21 protein-coding genes are annotated in these 20,112 nt (G+C 62.8%); 13 read left to right on the forward strand and 8 right to left on the reverse strand.

The window, feature by feature from the left end; translation table 11 throughout:
• The first annotated feature begins 15 nt into the window (after window positions 1-15).
• Both I6E74_RS10525 and I6E74_RS10530 read left to right on the forward strand, forming a co-directional pair.
• Window positions 16-1,527, forward strand: a complete 1,512-nt coding sequence (locus tag I6E74_RS10525; protein ID WP_197125503.1) for a DEAD/DEAH box helicase — start codon at window positions 16-18, stop codon at window positions 1,525-1,527.
• A gap of 188 nt (window positions 1,528-1,715) precedes the next feature.
• Window positions 1,716-2,459: a hypothetical protein gene (locus I6E74_RS10530; RefSeq protein ID WP_197125504.1), complete on the forward strand. Its 744-nt coding sequence runs from the start codon at window positions 1,716-1,718 to the stop codon at window positions 2,457-2,459.
• Here I6E74_RS10530 and I6E74_RS10535 read toward each other — a convergent pair.
• From I6E74_RS10535 to I6E74_RS10545, 3 genes are read right to left on the reverse strand one after another with little or no spacing between them, the layout of a single operon-like run.
• Window positions 2,448-3,401: an L-lactate dehydrogenase gene (locus tag I6E74_RS10535; protein ID WP_197125505.1), complete on the reverse strand. Its 954-nt coding sequence runs from the start codon at window positions 3,399-3,401 to the stop codon at window positions 2,448-2,450. The genes I6E74_RS10530 and I6E74_RS10535 overlap by 12 nt on opposite strands.
• 59 nt (window positions 3,402-3,460) lie before the next feature.
• Complete coding sequence (locus I6E74_RS10540) at window positions 3,461-4,633, reverse strand: MalY/PatB family protein (RefSeq protein ID WP_197125507.1); 1,173 nt, start codon at window positions 4,631-4,633, stop codon at window positions 3,461-3,463.
• Between the two features lie 57 nt (window positions 4,634-4,690).
• Window positions 4,691-5,557 (reverse strand): PHP domain-containing protein, encoded by an 867-nt coding sequence (locus I6E74_RS10545; RefSeq protein ID WP_197125509.1) that lies wholly within the window; start codon window positions 5,555-5,557, stop codon window positions 4,691-4,693.
• A gap of 33 nt (window positions 5,558-5,590) precedes the next feature.
• Here I6E74_RS10545 and I6E74_RS10550 point away from each other — a divergent pair, with 33 nt between their 5' ends.
• Complete coding sequence (locus tag I6E74_RS10550) at window positions 5,591-6,604, forward strand: endonuclease/exonuclease/phosphatase family protein (protein ID WP_197125510.1); 1,014 nt, start codon at window positions 5,591-5,593, stop codon at window positions 6,602-6,604.
• A 96-nt stretch (window positions 6,605-6,700) separates the two neighbouring features.
• Window positions 6,701-8,179, forward strand: a complete 1,479-nt coding sequence (locus tag I6E74_RS10555; protein ID WP_197125511.1) for an aminopeptidase P family protein — start codon at window positions 6,701-6,703, stop codon at window positions 8,177-8,179.
• A gap of 70 nt (window positions 8,180-8,249) precedes the next feature.
• Here I6E74_RS10555 and I6E74_RS10560 read toward each other — a convergent pair whose 3' ends face one another.
• Entirely contained in the window at window positions 8,250-8,882 is a 633-nt protein-coding gene (locus tag I6E74_RS10560) for a general stress protein (protein WP_197125515.1), read from the reverse strand.
• A gap of 36 nt (window positions 8,883-8,918) precedes the next feature.
• On the opposite strand from I6E74_RS10560, the gene I6E74_RS10565 reads away from it, so the two are divergent.
• The 5 genes from I6E74_RS10565 to I6E74_RS10585 all read left to right on the forward strand — a co-directional run bounded on the left by I6E74_RS10565 (window position 8,919) and on the right by I6E74_RS10585 (window position 12,674).
• A complete protein-coding gene (locus I6E74_RS10565; protein WP_197125517.1) occupies window positions 8,919-10,250 on the forward strand; it encodes a magnesium transporter MgtE N-terminal domain-containing protein in 1,332 nt (443 codons plus the stop codon).
• 28 nt (window positions 10,251-10,278) lie between these two features.
• Window positions 10,279-10,770: a DUF1003 domain-containing protein gene (locus I6E74_RS10570; RefSeq protein WP_197126352.1), complete on the forward strand. Its 492-nt coding sequence runs from the start codon at window positions 10,279-10,281 to the stop codon at window positions 10,768-10,770.
• On the forward strand, window positions 10,760-11,881 hold the full coding sequence (locus I6E74_RS10575; RefSeq protein WP_197125519.1) for a P-loop NTPase: 1,122 nt from the start codon (window positions 10,760-10,762) through the stop codon (window positions 11,879-11,881). The genes I6E74_RS10570 and I6E74_RS10575 overlap by 11 nt, the downstream gene beginning before the upstream one ends.
• Window positions 11,882-11,979: 98 nt before the next feature.
• Window positions 11,980-12,462, forward strand: a complete 483-nt coding sequence (locus I6E74_RS10580; RefSeq protein ID WP_197125521.1) for a DUF2975 domain-containing protein — start codon at window positions 11,980-11,982, stop codon at window positions 12,460-12,462.
• The gene (locus I6E74_RS10585) at window positions 12,462-12,674 is read left to right on the forward strand and encodes a helix-turn-helix transcriptional regulator (RefSeq protein WP_197125523.1); all 213 of its coding nucleotides are present in this window, start codon (window positions 12,462-12,464) and stop codon (window positions 12,672-12,674) included. Before I6E74_RS10580 ends, I6E74_RS10585 begins: the two co-directional genes overlap by 1 nt.
• Before the next feature lie 84 nt (window positions 12,675-12,758).
• Here the strand turns inward: I6E74_RS10585 and I6E74_RS14610 are convergent, their stop codons facing one another.
• Window positions 12,759-12,881, reverse strand: a complete 123-nt coding sequence (locus I6E74_RS14610; protein WP_255529165.1) for a hypothetical protein — start codon at window positions 12,879-12,881, stop codon at window positions 12,759-12,761.
• 72 nt (window positions 12,882-12,953) lie between these two features.
• Between I6E74_RS14610 and I6E74_RS10590 the strand changes: the two genes are divergently transcribed.
• Together I6E74_RS10590 and I6E74_RS10595 are read left to right on the forward strand one after the other, a co-directional pair.
• Window positions 12,954-13,868 carry a LysR family transcriptional regulator gene (locus I6E74_RS10590; RefSeq protein ID WP_197125525.1) on the forward strand — a complete coding sequence of 305 codons (915 nt, stop codon included), beginning with the start codon at window positions 12,954-12,956 and terminating at the stop codon, window positions 13,866-13,868.
• 34 nt (window positions 13,869-13,902) lie between these two features.
• Window positions 13,903-14,340, forward strand: coding sequence for a GNAT family N-acetyltransferase (locus I6E74_RS10595; RefSeq protein ID WP_197125527.1), 438 nt, complete (start codon window positions 13,903-13,905; stop codon window positions 14,338-14,340).
• Window positions 14,341-14,359: 19 nt separating this feature from the next.
• Here the strand turns inward: I6E74_RS10595 and I6E74_RS10600 are convergent, their stop codons facing one another.
• Window positions 14,360-15,850, reverse strand: a complete 1,491-nt coding sequence (locus tag I6E74_RS10600; RefSeq protein WP_197125529.1) for an aminotransferase class V-fold PLP-dependent enzyme — start codon at window positions 15,848-15,850, stop codon at window positions 14,360-14,362.
• Entirely contained in the window at window positions 15,847-17,244 is a 1,398-nt protein-coding gene (locus I6E74_RS10605; RefSeq protein ID WP_197125531.1) for an MFS transporter, read from the reverse strand. Before I6E74_RS10605 ends, I6E74_RS10600 begins: the two co-directional genes overlap by 4 nt.
• 60 nt (window positions 17,245-17,304) lie before the next feature.
• Between I6E74_RS10605 and I6E74_RS10610 the strand changes: the two genes are divergently transcribed.
• Window positions 17,305-18,867 carry a succinic semialdehyde dehydrogenase gene (locus I6E74_RS10610; RefSeq protein WP_197125534.1) on the forward strand — a complete coding sequence of 521 codons (1,563 nt, stop codon included), beginning with the start codon at window positions 17,305-17,307 and terminating at the stop codon, window positions 18,865-18,867.
• A gap of 29 nt (window positions 18,868-18,896) precedes the next feature.
• On the opposite strand, the gene I6E74_RS10615 is transcribed toward I6E74_RS10610, so the two are convergent.
• Entirely contained in the window at window positions 18,897-19,292 is a 396-nt protein-coding gene (locus I6E74_RS10615; protein WP_197107371.1) for a sec-independent translocase, read from the reverse strand.
• 63 nt (window positions 19,293-19,355) lie between these two features.
• Between I6E74_RS10615 and I6E74_RS10620 the strand changes: the two genes are divergently transcribed.
• Window positions 19,356-19,988 carry an O-methyltransferase gene (locus I6E74_RS10620; protein WP_197125536.1) on the forward strand — a complete coding sequence of 211 codons (633 nt, stop codon included), beginning with the start codon at window positions 19,356-19,358 and terminating at the stop codon, window positions 19,986-19,988.
• Window positions 19,989-20,112 lie beyond the last annotated feature (124 nt).

A 20,112-nucleotide genomic window follows, 5' to 3' on the forward strand; every position in this document is an offset into this window, starting at 1 on the left:
AGACGGGCTTCATACGTGACTTTTTCAGAACTTAATATCGATCAGGACATGGTCGATGCTCTTGCCACCAAGGGCATCATCGAACCGTTCCCGATCCAAACCCAAACCATTCCTATGGGCCTCGCAGGCCAGGACATCATCGGTCAGGCTAAGACCGGTACCGGTAAAACTCTCGGCTTCGGGCTTCCCGTACTGCAGTCGCTCGGCAAAGATCCCGAGCCCGGAGTAAAGGCACTCATCGTGGTGCCGACTCGCGAACTGTGTGTTCAGGTAGCTGAAGACCTCGTGCTCGCGGCATCCAACCGCTCGACCAAGATCGCCGCTATTTACGGCGGCAAGGCGTACGAAGGTCAGGTCGAACAGATCAAGGCCGGCGCCCAAGTTATCGTCGGCACGCCCGGTCGTTTGCTCGACCTCGCCAGCCAGCGCATGCTCTCGCTCAAGGACATCAAGGTCATGGTTCTGGATGAGGCTGACAAGATGCTCGACCTCGGCTTCCTTGCCGACATCGAGAAATTGTTTGCTCAGACTCCTCCTACCCGCCACACGATGCTGTTCTCGGCAACGATGCCCGGCCCGATCGTGGCTCTCGCTCGTCGCTTCATGAACAAGCCGATCCACATCCGCGCCACTGACCCCGACGAGGGCCTGACGCAGAAGAACATCAAGCACGTCGTCTACCGCGCTCACAATCTCGACAAAGACGAAGTTATTGCGCGCATCCTGCAGTCTGAGGGTCGAGGCAAGACGGTTGTCTTCACGCGCACCAAGCGTGCCGCTGCCAAGCTCGTTGAAGAGCTGAACGACCGTGGCTTCAACGCTGCCGCCGTGCACGGTGACCTCAACCAAGAGCAGCGCGAGCGCGCCATGGCAGCGTTCAAGGCGGGCAAGAAAGACATTCTCATTGCGACGGATGTTGCGGCACGAGGCATCGACGTCAACGACGTCACGCACGTGATCAACCACACCATCCCCGACGACCACGACACGTACCTGCACCGCGCCGGCCGCACGGGCCGCGCCGGCAAGACCGGTGTTGCTGTCACATTCGTGGACTGGGCAGACATGCTCAAGTGGACGCACATCAACAAGGCGCTCGAAATGGGCATCCCCGAGCCAACCGAGACCTACTCGTCGAGCCCGCACCTTTTCACTGACCTCGACATCCCTGAGGGCACCAAGGGCCGTCTCCCCGGATCGCACGCCCCGGCAGTGCGCGCCAGCGGTGCTGCTTCAGGTTCCGGATCGGGATCGGGATCGGGCGGCGGTCGTGGATCGCAGCGTTCAACCGATTCCTCACGCCCTCCCCGCAACCGCACGCGGTCGGGATCGGGATCGGGTTCTGGCTCCACCACCAGTGCACGATCGAGCGAAGGCAGCTCGGTAGCCAGCGCCCGCGCCACCGACGACAGCAACCGCCCCGAAGGTGGCGGCACCCACGACGGAGGAGCACCCGCCCGTCGCAAGCGCACGCGTCGTCGTCGTGGCGGAAACGAAGGCGCACCGACTGCGCCTCCGACCGCATAGCGCACGCCGCTCGTCCGATTCATTAGAAAGCCCCACCTCGCGTGGGGCTTTCTTCGTTGTGCGCGGCGCCGCCTGCCGCTGCCCATAAACGCTCTCAATGCGGTGCGCGCCAGCTCTGGTTTTATCGCCAGAACAGGCGCACAATAGAAAAAATGTTCCTCAGCGCGCGGTAGCCAAGGAGGAGATCAATGCCGGTGCAACAGAAGAACTCATCACCAGATTTCATGCCCGTTCTCGCGGCTGGACGCCATCGCACTCCCCGCCGAGGCGGCTGCTTCATGGAGTTCGCCTCTTACCTCGCGGGCGAAAAGTGGAGCGACCATCCCTCGTGCACTCATCCGGCACTCGCCGTTCTGGCGCGTCTCGTCAATGACTGCACCCCCGACCAGCACCGCTCAGAGCTGGTCGAGCTCATCCCCTCCGTCATCGGGCTGACGAGCGACGACCCGCGCCTAGAACTTCGTATCGCACTGCGCGCGGCAACCGCCGCGCTACCGATCGCCAGCGAAGGACGGCAACGGGCTCTCGCTGTCGGCATCATTGCTACGCAATCACAGCTGGCGATTATCGAGCCTCACACCGACGACGATCTGGCTGATCTTGTCACTGCGGCGTTCGCTCAGGCACCAGCGTCCGAATTCTGGGCGCGCAAATTCAGTGCGGATTGCCCCGACAACGGTCGAGGTCGTCGACCTCGGGACGTGACGCGAATGACCCAGTCGATCATCCGCAGCTCAGTGATTGGTATCGCCTGCGCGTGCTCGCCCGGCGCCGACCAACGACTGAAAGCGCTGCTTCAGAGCGCTATCGACGATTGCCGGATGCTCGTCGAAAACGACACCACCGACATCCGCTCCACCTCGGCAGAAGTCGCGACAATGGCTGCGACATCGAGGCCGAAGTCGCTGCTAGCAACACTTCTACGGTCGTAACGAGTCAGCAACACCACGCAGTGTTGTCGCGGACTCGGTAAGGAGGCGGAGCTCCGTCTCGCTGAAGGTGGTTTCTTTGATCGGTACTGCGCCGGAGGCACTCACGATGCAGGGTACCGACAGCGCGACACCGCTGATTCCATGGAAGTCAGTGAGCACGGGAGCAACTGGCATAACGGAGTGCTTGTCACCGAGGATCGCCTCCACGATGTGGGCAGTCGACAACCCGATCGCATAGTTCGTCGCGCCCTTGCCCTCGATAACTTTGTAGGCGGCGTTGCGGACGCCGTCGGCGATGTCATCGAGCTCTGCTTCTGTCATGCGGGGGTGGCCGTCGCGTTGCCATTCCAGAATCGGAACCCCACCGATGGTGGCGCGTGACCACAGCGGAAACTCGGAGTCGCCGTGCTCGCCAATGATCGACGCGTGAACGCTAGAAGGTGAGACGCCGGCGCGCTCGGCAAGCTTCCAGCGCAGCCGCGAGGTATCGAGCACGGTGCCGGACGCAAAGATACGCTCGGGCGGAAGCCCCGACTGCTCGTGAGCGAGCACCGTGAGCACATCACAGGGGTTGGTCACAATGATGTAGATCGCGTCAGGCGCGACTTCCATGAGCTGCGGCATCATCGAACCGATAATGCGGGCGTTGACATCAGCAAGTTCGATGCGGGATTGGCCGGGGTTCTGCTTCGCGCCAGCCGTGATCACTACGACGTGCGATCCCTTCACGACCGAGATATCGCTACCGCCCATAATTTGGCTCGACCCCGTGAACTGAGTGCCGTGGGAAAGGTCGAGAACTTCGGCATCCACCTTTTTCGTCGCGATGTCATACAGGGCTATTTGGCGGGCCGACCCTCTGATCAGGGCAGCATAGGCGGCGCTCGCCCCCACACTTCCGGCTCCAACAATGGTCAGCTTTGAGTTCTCGACAAGGCTCATGCGATTAGTGTCCCACGGCCGTGCTTTTCTCGGCCAGAGGCGTTCTGCGTTTAGGGCGACTAGGCCGTCATCGCCGCAGCGAGCTGCGCAATGATTCGCTCCAGAATGGGGCGCGACGTTGCGAGGTTCATACGAATGTGGCCGGCCCCGACAGCGCCGTAGCCGACACCGCCATTGACTCGGATGCCCGCCTTCTCTGCCAACATCTCGGAGAGTTCTGGCTCGTCCGAGTAGGCGCGCAAGTCAAGCCAGGACAGGTAAGTGCCCTGCATCGGAGCCATGCGAGCCTCCGGCAGCAGCTCGGCGAGCGCCGCCCGCGCATACTCGATGTTGCCTTCGATGTACTCACGCACTTCGCCAAGCCACGGCTCGCCACCGAGGTACGCGGCGGTGTTGAGGCGCATGCCGGGCGTGCTGGCACCGTGGGACGCCATCCAGCCGATTGTTTCCCACAGCGTGCGGTCGGCGTCGTTGCTCAGGATAATTTGCGCACACTTGAGCCCGGGCAGGTTGAAGGCCTTCGACGTGCTGGTTGCGGTGATCGCAACGCGTGCTCCGGCATCCGAAACACTCGCCAACGGCACGTGCTTGTTGCCGAAGAGAGTGAGCGGCGAGTGGATCTCGTCACTGAAAATGCGAGCACCGTGGGCGTCAGCGACATCGGCGAGCGCCGACAACTCAGCGGCGGTGAAGACTTTGCCTGTCGGGTTGCCGGGGTTGGCGAGCACGAAGAGGTTCGCACCAGCGGCGAAGTGCTGAGCGATGTCGTCAAGGTCCAGCGAGAAGCTGCCGTCGTCGCCGCGCAGCATGGGCGACTCGATGACCTCGCGGCCAAAACTCTTCGGCAACATCAAAAACGGCATGTAAGCGGGGGTCGGCACGATTACCGGCGCACCAGGCTTACTGAACTCGAGGATGGCGAGCTCGAGCCCCTTGAGAACGTCAGGGAGCGGGTGAACGTCGGCGGCATCCACGTTCCAGCCGTACTGCTCGCGGTGCCATTTCGCTGTCGCCGCGTTCATCTCGAGGGCCACGGATTCTGCGGGGTAACCGAACTCGAGGCGCTCAGCGATCGCGGCCCACTCGTCAAGCACGGCGGGGGCGGTGCCGTAATCCATTTCGGCGACGCCAGCGCAGAGCAGTTCACCTTCGGGCGCCGTCCATTTGTTGCTTCCACGGCTGCGCAAAAGTTCGGGGGTGAGGGCGTTCCACTGTTCGGCATTGCTAGTCATGCTGTCTCCTACTCGGCGGGGTGCTGCGGGTGCGCGGCCTCTCAGGCCACGCGGTCGTTACGGTGTGGGGTTCGCGATGAACGGCTGTGAGCCGGTCGCGCGGGCGATGATTTTCTCAAGCACTTCAGGGTCCGTGGTGTTTTCGGCAAGACGGTTGGGTTTGCCTTCGCCGTGATAGTCACTCGACCCGGTAATTTCGAGCCCGAATTTCTTGACGACCGTCAGCAGCCAGGCTTTGCCCTCTTCGGTGTTGTCGCGGTGGTGAACCTCAAGCCCGAACAGGCCGTTGTCGACGAGTTCACGAATGACTGAGTCATCCATCGATCGATACTTTCCATGGGCGGCCGGATGCGCGAGCACGGGCACTCCCCCGGCAGCGACGATCATCTTCACTCCCTCGAGCGGGCTGGGCGCGTAGTACTTCTCGTAGTAGCCGCCCTGCCAGTGCAGGATGCTTTCAAACGCGGCACTGCGGTTGGCGACGTGCCCTTTGCGCACGAGCGCGTCGGCAATGTGGGGGCGCCCCAGCGTGGTGCCGTCGGACGATTCGGCGAGCACATCATCCCAGGTCAGGTCGTAGTCGAGGGCAATCTTTTCGACGATTCGTTCGGCGCGACGAAGCCGACCATCACGGATGCGCGCCGTTTCGGTCACAATGGTGCGATTGAGCGGGTCGAAGAGGTAAGCGAGCACATGAACGCTCGCTGGCCCGAAGTTGGTGCTCAATTCCATGCCCGGAATCACATTGATCCCTGACGCGGATGCCGCAGAAATGGCCTCGTGCCAGCCAGCGGTGGAGTCGTGGTCGGTGAGCGCTACCGTTCCCAATCCAGCGCGGGCGGCGGAGCGCACCAGCTGGGTAGGGGTTTCGGTACCGTCAGACACGGCACTATGAGTGTGCAGGTCGATCGGGGTGTTGAGCATTATGCAAGCCTATTGCTCTAGGCTCAGGTCGCTATGATTCAACGCTTTCTTGCGGCGATCTTTATACTCGCCACCGCTGCCGCCCTTATTGTCGCGGCCTGGCCTCAGCTGTTCTCTCTGGAACAGACGGTTGGTGCTGCCCAGGTGGTATCGATGCGCGGGCTCAGCGCTGCTGCCGCTTTCGTGGCCGTACTGGCGTTGACACTCATTGCTCTGTTATCGGCGCGGATGCACCGCTTCGCGGCATCGCTAGCGGTGGTGGCGCTCGCGTTTAGCGCGCTCACTCTCGTGGTGTTGGCCACGCGTGGTTTCGGAAGCCCAGGCTTTGAGACGAAAGCTGAGGGCGATGTAACGGTGCTGTCGTGGAACACGCTCGGCGACGCTCCCGGCGCTCAAGCGATTGCTGATCTTGCGCTCGAGAACGACGCCGACATTGTGAGCCTTCCGGAGAGCACCCGAGAGTTGGGCTTCGAAGTTGCCCAGCTGATGGCGGCAGCAGACCGACCAATGTGGGTTCACACTCTCGCCTACGACCAGATTTCGAAGTCACGATCGACAACAGTGCTCATCAGCGTTGCCCTCGGCGAATATGACGTTGACCTGCAAGCGCGAACCACCTCGACTCTGCCGAGTGTCGTAGCGATTCCTCAAGACCCCGCCAATCCCACGATTGTGGCCGTGCACGCCGTCGCCCCCGTGCGAGGTGAGATGACGAATTGGCGCACCGACCTCGATTGGTTGGCCGAACAGTGTCGCGGCAGCAATGTCATCCTCGCTGGGGATTTCAATTCGACCCTCGACCACTATGCCTCCCTCACCGATGGGGCGGATTTTGCTCTCGGCAGTTGCACGGATGCCGCGTCCGCGACCGATAACGCCGCGATCGGCACGTGGCCGACCCAGTTGCCTTCGCTCTTGGGCGCCCCCATTGACCATGTGATGTCCACAAGCGAGTGGACCACGACGGGGATGCGCGTGATCGAGTCGCACGACGGCTTCGGCAGCGACCACCGCCCGATTCTTGCGACGCTGTCACGCACTCAGTAGCCACCCAGCCTGAGCGCCGACTACCGCGCAATCAGGCGAACCCTGAGGGTCCCTCTCGATAGTGCTTTTTGCAGCCTAACGAGAGACACTAGAGGTATGGCAGATACTTCGGCACCCAGCCCCCGCGCGACCTCTAACCGTTCTACGACTCCGCAGTCTTCGGGCTTCGCTGAGTACATCTCTTCGGGGTGGGCTGAGCGCGTTGACGCCGAGGTCACTCCCCGCGAGCAGTCTGCTTTTGCCGCTGCGCGCCGTGAGCGCCTCTCACAGCTTCATGTCGGCCAGCGCCTCATCATTCCGGCAGGCGCCGCCAAGGTTCGCTCTAACGACACCGACTACCCATTCCGCGCTCACTCCACCTTTGCGCACGTCACCGGGTGGGGTTCGGATGTTGTTGCCGGCAGTGTTCTCGTAATGGAGCCCACCGCTACTGGCCACTCGGCCACCCTGTACTTCCGTCCGGCTGCCGGCCGCGATACGAGCGAGTTCTATGCCAACCCGGATGTCGGAGAATTCTGGACCGGACCGCGCCCCTCGCTGGAGAACGTTGCTACCGATCTCGGCCTGGCAACTCTGCCGCTGGTCGAGTTTGAGGCCGTGCTCGACAGCGTCGACGCCTCAACGCTGATCGTGCGCGACGCCGACCGCGATGTCACTGACCAGGTTGATGGCCGCCGCCTGCTCGTTGCCGACTCTGAGGCTCTTGAGCACGATGGCGACGACGAGCTGAGCCGCGACCTGAGCGAGCTACGCCTCGTCAAGGATTCCTACGAGATCACTGAAATGCGCGCGGCTGTTGACGCCACGCAGCTGGGCTTCAACGACGTCATCGCTGACCTGCCCAACATCGTGCAGCACACCCGCGGCGAGCGCCTCGTGGAGGGCACCTTCAACCGTCGCGCCCGCGCCGAGGGCAACACTGTCGGTTACGACACCATTGCCGCGTCAGGCCCGCACGCGTGCGTCTTGCACTGGACTCGCAACGATGGGCCGGTCAATGCCGGCGACCTCATCCTCATCGACGCCGGCATTGAGCTCGACAGCTACTACACGGCCGACATCACTCGCACCCTGCCCATCAGCGGCACCTTCACCGAGGTGCAGCGTCGCGTGTACAACGCGGTGCTGGAAGCGGCGGATGCGGCGTTCGCTATCGTGCGCCCCGGAATCAAGTTCCGCGACATCCACGCCGAAGCAATGCGTGTCATCGCTGAGAAGACCGCTGAGTGGGGTTTCCTGCCCGTCTCGGCCGAAGAGTCGTTGGAGGCTGACAAGCAGTTCCACCGCCGCTACATGGTGCACGGCACGAGCCACCACCTCGGCATTGACGTGCACGACTGCGCTGCAGCCCGTCGCGACATGTACCTTGATGGCGTGCTGGAGCCCGGCATGGTCTTCACGATCGAGCCCGGCCTCTACTTCCAGCCTGATGACCTCACTGTTCCCGAGGAATACCGCGGCATCGGCGTGCGCATCGAAGACGACATTGTCGTCACCGAAGACGGCGCTGAGAACCTGTCGGTGAACATCCCGAGAACAGCGGATGCCGTCGAAGCGTGGATCGCCCGCTCCTAGTTGTGGAGGCGCGCGTCAGCCCAGTGCGGCGCGCGCCATATCGGCACCGCTACTGAGCGGTGCTTGGCCGCTATTTGGCGGCGTCGTCTGAGCGTGCGCTGTCGGCGCTATCGGCATCCGATCCGACGGTATCGCTGCTCCCGACAGTTTCTGTCGAGGTGGGAGCTTCAGTCGGGGTAGGTACGTGCGGTGCTGAATGCACGCCCTGCGCGCTGGCAGCCGTGCCGAGGATTGTGTGAGCCTTGGCGGTGAGGCCGGGCGCGATGATGATGTCGTAGTGATCAGCCAGCAGTTGTGAGGTTGCCGCGTAGTCGCGACGCTTGCGCATGATCGAGTAGTTGACGACGCCGAAGATCATTCCGATTCCGGCACCGGCCACGATGGCGGCAAAGAAGATGCCGATCTGTTGCGTGGTGAAGGGCGAAATGATCGTCGAGATCAGTCCGAAGAAGAGTCCAAGCCAGGCACCGCTGGTGGCGCCGGAGAGTGCGGCACGGCCATAACTGAGGCGCGCGGTAACCACTTCTACCGTCGTGAGCTCGCGACCGACGATCGCGACGCCTTTGATATCGAATTCTGCTTTGGCCAGTTGGTTGATTACGGCTTGGGCGTCGGTATAGCTGGCATACCTGCCAAGCACGTCTCCGCGGGGCACGCTCGACTGAAGCGGTGCGCGGCGGGAAAATCCAGTGAAGTTACTCATCGGTTCATTCTCCCATGCAGGGGTAGGGTTTTACTTGTGAGCACCTCAAGAGTATTCGTTGCCCGGTTGGTGGGCTGCTCAATTTTCGACCCCAACGGCGACCGTGTGGGCAAGGTTCGCGACGTGCTGGTTGTTGAGCGTGGTGATGCGAGCCCTCGCGTGGTCGGAATGATCGCTGAGGTTCCCGGTAAACGCCATGTTTTCTTGTCTATTGGTCGCGTCACGAGCATTGGCTCCGGGCAGATCATCACCACGGGGCTTTTGAACTTGCGCCGCTTCGAACAGCGCGGAGGCGAGATCCGTGTCATGGCTGAGCTCTTGGGTCGGCGCGTGTCGATGCGCGATGGCTCTGGCGAAGCTCAAATCGAAGACGTGTCGATCGAAGAGGTCGACATTGGCGAGTGGGAGATCAGCCAGCTCTTCTTGCGTCGCCCGAAGGCTAGCGGTTCGCCGCTCTTCGCGAAGGGCCCCACCGACTTTGCCGAGTGGGATGAACTGAAGCACAACACGCACGAGGGCGAGGCCCAATCGGCGACTCAGCTCGTTGCGAGCTTCTCTGATCTTTTGCCTGCCGACCTCGCCAATGCGATGCTCGAACTTCCCGAGCAGCGCATGATGGAAGTGGCTGAAGAACTTTCTGACGACCGCCTCGCTGATGTGCTCGAAGAGATGCCCGAAAACGAACAGGTCGCGCTGCTCAATAAGCTCGACGATGATCGTGCCGCCGACGTGCTCGACGAGATGCAGCCGGATGACGCTGCCGACCTCATCGCCCACCTCAGCGATGAGCGCGGCGAGATACTGCTCGACCTCATGGAGCCCGAAGAAGCCGAAGATGTGCGCTTCTTGCTCAGCTACGCTCCCGACACGGCAGGTGGACTCATGACCACCGAGCCCATCATTGTGTCTGCCGACGCCACTGTTGCTGAGGGTCTGGCCCTCATTCGTCGTCACGACCTTGCCCCGGCACTCGGTGCCGCCATTTGCGTCACGCTGCCGCCGTATGAGCCGCCGACCGGCCGCCTGCTCGGCATGGTGCACTTTCAACGGATGCTGCGCTACCCACCCAATGAACGCCTGGGTGCCCTGATCGACCAATCGCTTGAACCGGTACGCTCGTCCACGACTGCCGCAGAAGTGTCGCGCATTCTGGCGAGTTATGACCTCGTGTCAGTGCCCGTGGTCGATGACAACCATCGTTTGCTCGGGGTGGTGACCATTGACGACGTGCTTGACCATCTGCTTCCCGATGACTGGCGAAGTACCACCGACGAGTCGGCGAGCTTCGACGACACCTCTACGAGACCTCTAACCATCGTTCAGCAGAAAGAAATTCGCGCAGGGAGGGCACCCCGTGGCACTAGCTAAGCGGTCACTTCGATCACAGCGCAATGACATGCGCCTCGACACCCCCAAGGGTTTGCGCAGCGGGTTCGGCATGTTCCAGAGTCGCGACCGTATGGGCCGCTACTCAGAGGCTTTCGCTCGCGGCATGGGAACCCCGTGGTTCCTGGTCGGTCTTTCCGCCTTCGTGGGCGTCTGGTTGATCTACAACACAAGCGCGCCTCTGGATGCACAGTTTGACCCGCGCTCCACCAACTTCACCCTGCTCACGCTCATCCTGTCGTTGCAGGCCTCCTACGCTGCGCCCATGATTCTGCTCGCCCAGAACCGTCAAGATGACCGCGACCGCGTGCAGATTGAACAAGACCGGCAGCGCGCAGAACGCAACCTCAACGACACCGAGTACTTGGCCCGCGAGGTCGTGGCACTGCGCCTCGCCATGACTGACCTCGCCAGCAAGGACTTCATCCGCGCGGAGCTTCGTGGCCTGCTCGAAGAGCTTGAGAAAGACGCCGAAGCCGACACGGAGAACCGTGAACGCTGAGCTCGAAGCCGCGGTACTCTCCTCCCTCGCCTCGGTGATTGACCCCGAGATTCGGCGACCAGTGACAGAGCTCGACATGATCTCTGGGGTATCTGTCGATGACGCGGGTGCGGCATCCGTGGGCCTAACTTTGACGATTGTCGGATGCCCGGCCGCAACCTCGATCGAACGCGACGTGCGCGAGGCTACCGAGCGTGTGGCCGGCATCACGGCGGTGACCGTCGACGTGTCGATCATGTCGCCGGCGCAGCGCACTGCTCTCACCGAAAAGCTGCGCAAGGGCAAGCCCAAGACGATGCAATTCGGGCCGGAGTCGCTGACCCAGATCGTGGCCGTGACAAGTGGCAAGGGCGGGGTCGGCAAGTCGACACTCACCGCGAACCTCGCGGTCTCACTTGCTCAGAGCGGTCTGCGCGTCGGCGTAATCGATGCCGATGTGTTCGGCTTCTCGATTCCCGGCCTGCTCGGTTTGCATGGCGCCAAGCCCACCCAGGTGGGCGAGATGATTCTGCCGCCCGTCGCCTATGACGTAAAAGTCATCTCGATTGGCATGTTCGTCGAAGACAACACTGCTGTCTCGTGGCGTGGACCGATGTTGCACCGTACGATTCAGCAATTCTTGACCGATGTCTTCTTCGGCGACCTCGACGTGCTGCTGCTCGACCTTCCGCCCGGCACGGGTGACGTCGCGATCTCCCTCGGGCAACTGCTGCCGCACTCCGATGTCGTGGTTGTCACGACTCCGCAGTCGGCCGCCGCCGATGTTGCGGAACGTAGCGGGCTTGTCGCTCGCCAAACCGGTCAGCGGGTCATCGGCGTCATCGAAAACATGGCCGGTCTCCCCCAGCCCGACGGCAGCGTGCTCGAACTTTTTGGTTCTGGTGGTGGGGCGGATGCCGCGGCCAAGCTCTCCACGCCAGACGAACCAGTCTCGGTGCTCGCGTCCATTCCGCTCAGTATCGCCCTGCGCGAAGGTGGCGATTCCGGGGTTCCCGTGGTGATCGCGGCTCCCGCGGATCCGGCAGCTCAGGCCATCACGGCTCTTGCCACGACTCTCCGTTCGCTCAAGCGCAGCGTTGCCGGCCGCAAGCTCGGCCTCAGCCCGCGCTAGCACTGCTGTTCTGCACTGCGGCATCTGGACGCCTACGCAGCACGGCATCCCGAAAGCAGGCTATTGACTTTCGATAGATATGCATCGATTATCGATGCATGGAAGTTTCTCCACCCCGGCCTTCTCTTGGCGCAGCAATAGCGACGTGGATTGCGCTCGGCCTGCTCGCGATCGCTGTATTAGCGAGTTGCATCGCCCTAGTGCCGCTATCGCAGCTGGCCGCAACCGAGTATCCAGAGTTCAACGACCTGCGGGTCCCGCTGCTCACCTTAGGGCTCGCTTTTGGGCTCTGCGTTGAGGTGATTCTCGCGTCCACAGCCGTTCTGGTCGGCTTTATTCGGCAAGACGAGATCTTCAATCCTGATGCAGCACGCTTAGTAAACCTGCTCGCCACCAGCGTTGCGGTTGCCACCGTTTTAGCGGGAGCAACGCTCGCTTTCATCCCAGGCCCACCGCTGCTGGCCTTCGCGGTTATCGCGAGCGTTCTGGTCGGTGTGACACTCTTCCTCGTTCTCCTCGTGCTGAGATCTCTGCTGCAGCGAGCGGTGCTGATGAGAACCGAACTTGATGAGGTGGTGTAATGGCGATACGCATCCTCATCGACCGTCTTCTCCTCGAGCGCGGAATGTTAGTGGGAGAGTTTGCCGAGGCCGTAGGAATAACCCCCGCCAACGTCGCCGTGCTCAAGAACGGGCGAGCTCGGGCCGTGCGGTTTTCAACTCTGGATTCGATCTGTCGAGTCCTGGATTGCCAGCCCGGCGACATCCTCGTGTGGGATGACGAAGAGCAGTAGTCGCCGCCAGCTCGTTCGCCCCGTTAACGCAAAAACACCACAGCAGTAATTGCTGTGGTGTTGCGTAAACCGGCTGGCGGTTGGCTACGGCATGGTGTTGTAGCGACGGGTGGGCACGCGACGGTATCCGTCGGTTGCAACGGCACGCAGGGTTGCGGCGATGCCGGTTGCAGCAAGTGCCGCGATGATGATTAGTTCGAAGTTCATGTCTATATTCTGACGTTCGGAAACCTTTTAGAACAAGATGATCTTTCTTAGCTAACCTTGTAGGCTAACTACATGGAGATACGGCGTCTGGAACTGCTGCGGGAGTTGGCTGACCGCGGCAGCATTACGGCAGTCGCTAAGGCAACGATGCGCACGCCCTCGGCCGTCTCTCAGCAGCTCAAAATTCTGGAACGCGAGGCCGGAATCCCTCTCACCGAGCGCGTAGGTCGCGGCATCGTCTTGACGTCGGCCGGCCGGGCGCTCGCCCACACCGCGGCCGATGTGGCTACCGCAATCGAGAAAGCCGAAGCGCTGTGGAACGACTTTCGAGAGTCCCCCCGCGGTGACGTCACCATGACCATCTTCCCCACCGGCGGCGAGATGTTGTTGCCGGGGCTCTTTCACGCCGTGAATCGCCAGCAGGGGCTCACTCTGAGCTGCCACGACCAAGACTCTGTGCTCGAAGATGTCGCCAACCTCACCGCCGACTACGACGTTGTCGTCTCCGACTCGCCGCACGTTCTGCCCGCCTGGACCGAGCGGGGGCTCGCTGTGGTTCCGCTCATGCGTGAGTCTCTGGATGTCGCTCTGCCCGAAGATCATCCGCTCGGCCGCAAGGCGGCACTGACCCCCGCTGACCTTCTCGACGAAACGTGGATCGGCGTGCCGACCGGGTTGCCCTTCGACCGCATCCTTCGCCGCATCGAGGCCGCGAATGGCGCGCCAGCCAAAGTCGCGCAACGTCTCACCGACAACAGCATCGTTGAAGCCGTCGTGGCAGCCGGCCACGGCATCGCTATCCTGCCGCGCTTCACGACCCGAGACCGCGAGAACGGCCTCATCACACGCCCCCTCAAAGGTGTGCCGTCGTCGAGGCTCATCTCGGCGCTGCTGCGCCCCGACCGCGCCGAACGTCCCTCCGTGCGCGCCGTCGTGAAAGCCCTCGTCGATGAGGCGACGCGCTTCGAACGGGAGCACACGGTCTAGCGCCGCCGCGCATCCGCCCGCTTAGAATCACGGAGTGGAATACTCGCTACGCCCCAGCACCGCGCACGACCTCGACTGGTTACTCGACCTGCGCGCTATCGAACTACGAGCCGATCTTGAACGGCACGGCCTCTTCGATCCCGTGCGGGTGCGCACCTGGATGAGCGATGCCTTCGCACCCGAGAACACCCAGATCATTCGGGTCGCTGGCAACGATGTCGGCTCGATTAGCGTGCGCCACGAACCGGATGCCCGCTGGATCGAACACTTCTACCTGCCCGCACGTCTGCAGGGGCACGGCATCGGAAGTCAGGTTCTCGCCGAAGTGCTCGCCCGGCCAGACCACCGCCCCTTTCGCCTCATGGTGCTTCAGGGCAGCGCCGCGCTGCGGCTCTACGAACGACACGGCTTCACGCCGTACGACGAAGACGACCACGACGTGTGGCTGACGCGACCCGCCTCCGTCTCGTAACGCTCGAAGCGACGGCGCCCTACTCGGTCGGCTCGATCAGTCGCGCGAGCAACTCGATAAGCAGGCGTTCGGTGAGCGGTGCGGGCATCGCGGCGATGAGGGCCAACAGTGGCGCCATCCGCTCGGGAAGGCCGTGGTCGCCAGCACCGATGCCGAGCGCGCCGAGGAGGCCCGCTGCGGTCGCGGAATCGAGGGGGGCGGCATCCAGGTTCCCCAACGCTGCGAGCGCCTCAGCCGGCAACGTGGCCAGTACAGCTTCTGCGGAGACGGCGGGCACGCCGCGCACTTCGTCAGCCGCCATCCGCAGCGCCGCGCTCAAGTCATCGAGCACGTTCGCGGTCACGGGAGTCACAGTGAGGTGGGTCGTGGCGGGCAACATCGTTCCGTCACTCTGCACGAGCGAGGGCTGCAGTTGCAGCAAGAAGCCATGCTCGCGTGTTTGGTCGGCCCAGTGGTGCGGGTCAACGCGGCGGTCAACAGCAACCGAGTCATCGGATGCGATAGCTAACAGCGGCCCGACGGGATTGCCCACAACGCGGAGGCCTTCAATCTCGCCGATGACGTCGCGCAGGGCCTGAGTGGACCGCGCACACGACTCAGAGAGCTCGGCGAGCCCACTCGTGCCGAGTGCCTGAATAATCGCCCACGCAGCCGCGAGTGGCCCTGCAGACTTCGAGCCCAAGATGGTGGGGTTGACGATCGGGTAGCCCGGCCAGCGCGTCGTCGCGAAGTATTGTGTGCGTTGGCGGTCACGACCGCGCTGCAGGAGCACCGAGGCACCCTTGGGCGAGTAGCCAAACTTGTGCAGGTCGGCGCTGATGCTCGTGACGCCCGGCACTTCAAAGTTCCAGGGGGCGACGCCCTCCCAGAACGGAAGCACCCAGCCGCCGATGCAGGCATCAACGTGACAGGCGATTCCGCGCTCGGCTGCTGCGGCCGCGACCTCGACGATGGGGTCCATTGCCGCGTGCGCATAGCTCGGAGCCGACACCACGACGAGAGCGACATCGTCGCCCATGTGTGCAATGAGATCGCTCGCGGCGACATCGCCACCCGGGCCCACCGGCACGAGATCCAGTTCGAGCCCGAAGTAGTGTGCCGCTTTCTGGAACGCCGCATGCACCGTCACGGGAGCCAGCAACCGGGGCATTCCTGTGCGCGCCGAGGCGCCGGTTCCCCGCCACACGTCGCGCGCCGTCTTGACGGCCAGTAGACAACTTTCGGTACCGCCGGTCGTGACGGTGCCGACGACATCCTCGTCGCCACCGAGCATGTCGCGGGCAAAGCCAAGAACCTCGCGTTCCATGACGGCAACCGAGGTGAAGGTGGTCGGGTCGAGGCCGTTGACGGGCTGCACGGCACGAATGGCTTGCGCTGCGAGCTCGTCGAGCTCCGCGAGGCCGGAGTCGTAGACATACGACAGCACATGGCCGCCGTGGGTGGGAGCATCCGCTTCGCGTAGCGCGTTAAGGCGCTCAAGAATGTCGGCGGGCTGGTGGTCGAACTTCATCGGGTCTCCTGATCGTTCGAAGTGGTGGTTGGGCCACTTGTGGGGTGTGGTTCAGCATCGGCATGGTCAATGTCGCTGCGGCGCAACGGGTAGCGCCTAAAGGTCAGCAGCGAGAGGCCGATGATCACGGCGGGCACGATGCTGAAGCTGATGATGATTCCGGCGATGGCCGAATCGGGTTGGGTCACGGTCTGGTTGGCCACTGATTCGAGGTAACCGGATGCCGCGAGCACGGTCGTGAGCACGGTGGCTCCGAGTGCCATGCCGGTGGTTTCCCCCGCAGTCCAGACTCCTCCGAAGGTGCCGGCCGAGGCGATGCGGTGCCGGCGGGAGTCGTGGGAGATCACGTCGGGCAGCATCGACATGGGCAGTGCTTGCATTCCGGCGTAGCCAGCTCCGGCGAGCGCCACAGGAGCGTAGATCCACGCGCCGGGGGCCCACAGTTGCGGCACGATCAGCAGGGCGCCAAGGCCATAGCAGGCGGAGGCCCACACGAAGGCGCGCTCTTTGCCGATGCGGCGGGAGATGGCAGCCCAGACCGGAGCGAAGAGCAGCGCTGGCCCGATGAGCGACACGAACAGGATCGCTACCCCGGTGCCCAGCACCCACGTCGCGACGTATTGCGCCCCCGCGAGCATGACGCCCGTGGCGAGCCCTTGCAGCAGGAAGGTCAGCAGCAGGGCGCGGAACGGCTGGCTCCGCTTGAGCGCGGCGATTCCCGACTTATAGGTGTCAACGATCGACACGGTCGGCGTCAGCGAGACGGTGCCGGTGCGAGCCGAGAACGACGAAATTACGAGCGAGACGCCCATGAGCGCGGCGGCCGAAACGGCCATCACGAGATAGCCGAGCCGTTCATCCGCAAAGGCATCACGAATTTCTGGTGCGCCAGCACCGAACAGCAGAATCGCTACCGTGAGCACGACTACGCGCACCGCGAGCAACCGAGTGCGTTCGTCATAGCTGCGGGTGAGTTCGGCAGGCAAGGCGATATACGGCACTTGGAACATACTGAACGCGGTTGCCGTGGCAACGAAGGCGATAAACACCCAGATGCCCGACGCAAGCGGGCCAATGCCGGCCGGCACCGCAAACGTGAGAACAAACAAGATCGGCAACAGGATGGCACCAAGAAGCATCACCGGTCGCCGAGTGCCATGGTGCGCCAGGCTGCGGTCGCTACGCGCACCAATCACAGGATCGATGATCACGTCCCACACTTTGGCTGCGGTCACGAGGATGCCGGCGGCAAGCGCCGCAATCCCCAGCGTGTCGGTCAGGTAGTACACGAGCACGAGCCCAGGCAGGGCACCAAAACCGCCGGTGCCAAGAGAACCGATGGCATAGGTGGCGATGGAGCTTCGGGAAAGAGCTCGCGGCGCTGCGGTCGTCATCTTCGTGAGCCTAGCGCTTTGCTCAGCCGAAATTGTGGCGCACGGTCGTAGTGTTGAGTTATGTCGCCTCACACAGTCGTTTCACTGATCGGGTCGCGTCGTCGCGACACTCTCGTCGCCCAGCTGCGGTGCACCACCTCCGACACGGCCACCGTGATTGCTCCCTTCACGGGCAAGGCCCTGCATGAGTTACCGCAGAGTTCGACCCGCGATGTTCGGGATGCCGCGACAGCCGCCCGGCGAGCGCAGCGCGCCTGGCAGTCCGCCGGCTTTGCCTACCGTCGCCGCGTGCTGCTGCGCGCCCATGATCTGCTGCTGGAACGCAAGGATGAGCTGCTCGACCTGCTGCAAACCGAGTCGGGCAAGACGCGTGGTCAAGCGTTCGAAGAGATCTTTCAGGCCGCGACGATCACGCGCTACTACGCCGTTTCTGCCGAGCGGGTGTTGGCCACCAAGCGTCGCCGGGCGGGCATTCCGCTGCTGATGTCGACGCACGTGAGCTACTCCCCCAAGCAACTCATCGGAGTCGTCACGCCGTGGAACTATCCGATCGCACTCGGGGCAATGGATATCGTTCCCGCCCTCGCTGCCGGCAGTGCCGTCATCCAGAAGATCGACAATCAGGGCGCGCTGTCGATGCTCGCCACTCGCGAGGCCTACATTGATGCGGGCGTGCCTGCTGCCGTCTGGCCAATTATGGCGGGCCCCGGCGACCAGGTCGGCAATGCCGTTGTCGATAACAGCGACTACATCTGTTTCACCGGCTCGACGCCGACGGGCACCAAAGTCGGTAAGCGCGCGGCCGGGCGTCTGATCGGCGCTTCGCTCGAGCTCGGCGGCAAGAACCCTCTGCTCGTGCTGGGCGATGCAGATCCAGTGCAGGCCGCTGAGGATGCCGTCTACGCCTGCTTCGCCTCAATGGGTCAGTTGTGCGTTTCGATCGAACGCATCTACGTGCACAAGTCGATCGCTGCGGAGTTCTCTCGCGCCTTCGCCGAACGCGTGAAGGCTCTCTCCCAGACCTCAGCCCTCGACTACTCGGGCGACGTGGGATCTCTCACGTCGAAGGCCCAACTCGAACGCGTACAAGCACATGTCGAGGATGCCGTCACCAAGGGTGCCACTGTGCTCGCTGGAGGAATCCCCCGCCCCGATCTCGGCCCCTACTTTTACGCTCCGACCGTGCTGACGGATGTCACCGCCGAGATGGAGTGCTTTGCCAACGAGACGTTTGGCCCGGTGGTCGCGATCACGAGTGTCGAGAGTGACACCGACGCGATCAACCGCGCTAACGACACCGAGTTCGGCCTCAATGCCTCCATCTTCAGCGGTTCGATCGCTCACGCTCGTCGCTTGGCCGATCGACTGGATGCGGGCAGCGTCAACATCAACGAGGGTTACCGTGGCAGCTTCTCGAGCGTCGATGCGCCGATGGGCGGCATGAAGCACTCAGGCTTAGGGCGCCGCAACGGGCCAGAAGGCATCCTGCGTTTCGTGCAATCGCGCACCGTCTCGCAGTCGAACGGAATTTTGCAGCTCCCTCGCTCGGGGGCCGAATTTGCGGCGATGGCTGGCCTCATGGTGACGCTGTTGGGTGTGCTGAAGCTGCTGCGCCGCCGCTAACCGCGGCTGGTCGTGAGGAAGATGGGGAGCTAAGTAGCTTCGTTATCGAAGGGCGCGACTTCGCCGGCCTTCAGTTCAGCTTTGAGTTGCGATTGGCGTTCAGCGAGCGCTGCTTGCCGTTCGGCATACGCGGCTGAGCGTGGAGGCCGCACCTTGACGGGCGGCGTCTCATCTTCAAGAAGAGCATCGCGGATGATGCGGCGAGGGTCGTACTGGCGCGGATCAAGCTGCTTCCAGTCGATGTCGTCGAAGTCGGGGCCCATCTCTTCACGCATGCGATCTTTAGCGCCGTTGGCCATGTCACGCAGCGAGCGGACGAGGCGTGCAAGTTGAGATGCGTAGTAGGGCAAACGGTCGGGGCCAAGCAAAAAGACAGCGATGATCCCGATGATCAGCAGTTTGTCGAATGTGAGACCGAAGGACACCCGTTTAGCTTACCGCTGCCTTCGCGCGCTGCGTCTACAGTTGACCACAGCGATAGGAGCAATGTGTCAGACAAGCAGTTGAGTTGGAAGTACGCCGAGGAGTTCGTCGTCGAACCCCCAGAGATCGCTGCGGCGCGCGTACATTCCAGCGAGCTAGGAATCGAAGCGGTGAGCCCCGCGGTCGGTGCTCAGCTGGCCCTGCTCGCTGCCGCTACGGGCGCCAAGAGCATCATCGAAGTCGGCACTGGTGTTGGCATTAGTGGGCTGTGGATGCTCGCAGGCAGCCCCGGCGCTTTGCTCACCACTATCGACTCCGAGATTGACCACCAGCAGGTGGCCCGTTCCGTGTTCGCTGAGGCTGGCATTCAAGCGAATCGCGTGCGTCAGATCGGTGGAAAAGCAGCCGAGGTTCTTCCTCGCATGAACGAGTCGAGCTACGACCTCGTCTTCATCGACGCCGACCCGCACTCTGTTATCGAGTATGTCGAACACGGCCTGCGCTTGGTTCGTCCCGGTGGTGTTGTGGCCGTCGCGCACGCTCTCTGGCGTGACCGCGTGCCGGATCCCGCGCAGCGCGATGCCACTGTCTCAAACTTCCGTTCGCTGCTCAAAGAGATTTCCCAATCGACCGCTGTGATCAGTTCGCTGATTCCCGTGGGCGACGGGCTCCTTCAACTCACCAAGCTCAGCGACTAACGCGCTCAGCGAACGCTCACCCGGCACTCAGCATCGTGTCCGTACTGTGGTTCAACTACCGCCACCCTGTACGCACACGACAGAGCGCGCGCTGCCGAGGAACTTGGAATCTCCGCACGCCGTG

The organism is Salinibacterium sp. SWN139 (assembly GCF_015864625.1).
GTDB lineage: Bacteria > Actinomycetota > Actinomycetes > Actinomycetales > Microbacteriaceae > Rhodoglobus.

Coding starts and splice junctions, on each gene's coding strand:
- I6E74_RS10530 (WP_197125504.1), top strand. CDS start 1,716: ATGCCGGTGCAACAGAAGAACTCATCACCAGATTTCATGCCCGTTCTC.
- I6E74_RS10535 (WP_197125505.1), bottom strand. CDS start 3,401: ATGAGCCTTGTCGAGAACTCAAAGCTGACCATTGTTGGAGCCGGAAGT.
- I6E74_RS10540 (WP_197125507.1), bottom strand. CDS start 4,633: ATGACTAGCAATGCCGAACAGTGGAACGCCCTCACCCCCGAACTTTTG.
- I6E74_RS10545 (WP_197125509.1), bottom strand. CDS start 5,557: ATGCTCAACACCCCGATCGACCTGCACACTCATAGTGCCGTGTCTGAC.
- I6E74_RS10550 (WP_197125510.1), top strand. CDS start 5,591: ATGATTCAACGCTTTCTTGCGGCGATCTTTATACTCGCCACCGCTGCC.
- I6E74_RS10555 (WP_197125511.1), top strand. CDS start 6,701: ATGGCAGATACTTCGGCACCCAGCCCCCGCGCGACCTCTAACCGTTCT.
- I6E74_RS10560 (WP_197125515.1), bottom strand. CDS start 8,882: ATGAGTAACTTCACTGGATTTTCCCGCCGCGCACCGCTTCAGTCGAGC.
- I6E74_RS10570 (WP_197126352.1), top strand. CDS start 10,279: ATGCGCCTCGACACCCCCAAGGGTTTGCGCAGCGGGTTCGGCATGTTC.
- I6E74_RS10580 (WP_197125521.1), top strand. CDS start 11,980: ATGGAAGTTTCTCCACCCCGGCCTTCTCTTGGCGCAGCAATAGCGACG.
- I6E74_RS10585 (WP_197125523.1), top strand. CDS start 12,462: ATGGCGATACGCATCCTCATCGACCGTCTTCTCCTCGAGCGCGGAATG.
- I6E74_RS14610 (WP_255529165.1), bottom strand. CDS start 12,881: ATGAACTTCGAACTAATCATCATCGCGGCACTTGCTGCAACCGGCATC.
- I6E74_RS10590 (WP_197125525.1), top strand. CDS start 12,954: ATGGAGATACGGCGTCTGGAACTGCTGCGGGAGTTGGCTGACCGCGGC.
- I6E74_RS10600 (WP_197125529.1), bottom strand. CDS start 15,850: ATGAAGTTCGACCACCAGCCCGCCGACATTCTTGAGCGCCTTAACGCG.
- I6E74_RS10605 (WP_197125531.1), bottom strand. CDS start 17,244: ATGACGACCGCAGCGCCGCGAGCTCTTTCCCGAAGCTCCATCGCCACC.
- I6E74_RS10610 (WP_197125534.1), top strand. CDS start 17,305: ATGTCGCCTCACACAGTCGTTTCACTGATCGGGTCGCGTCGTCGCGAC.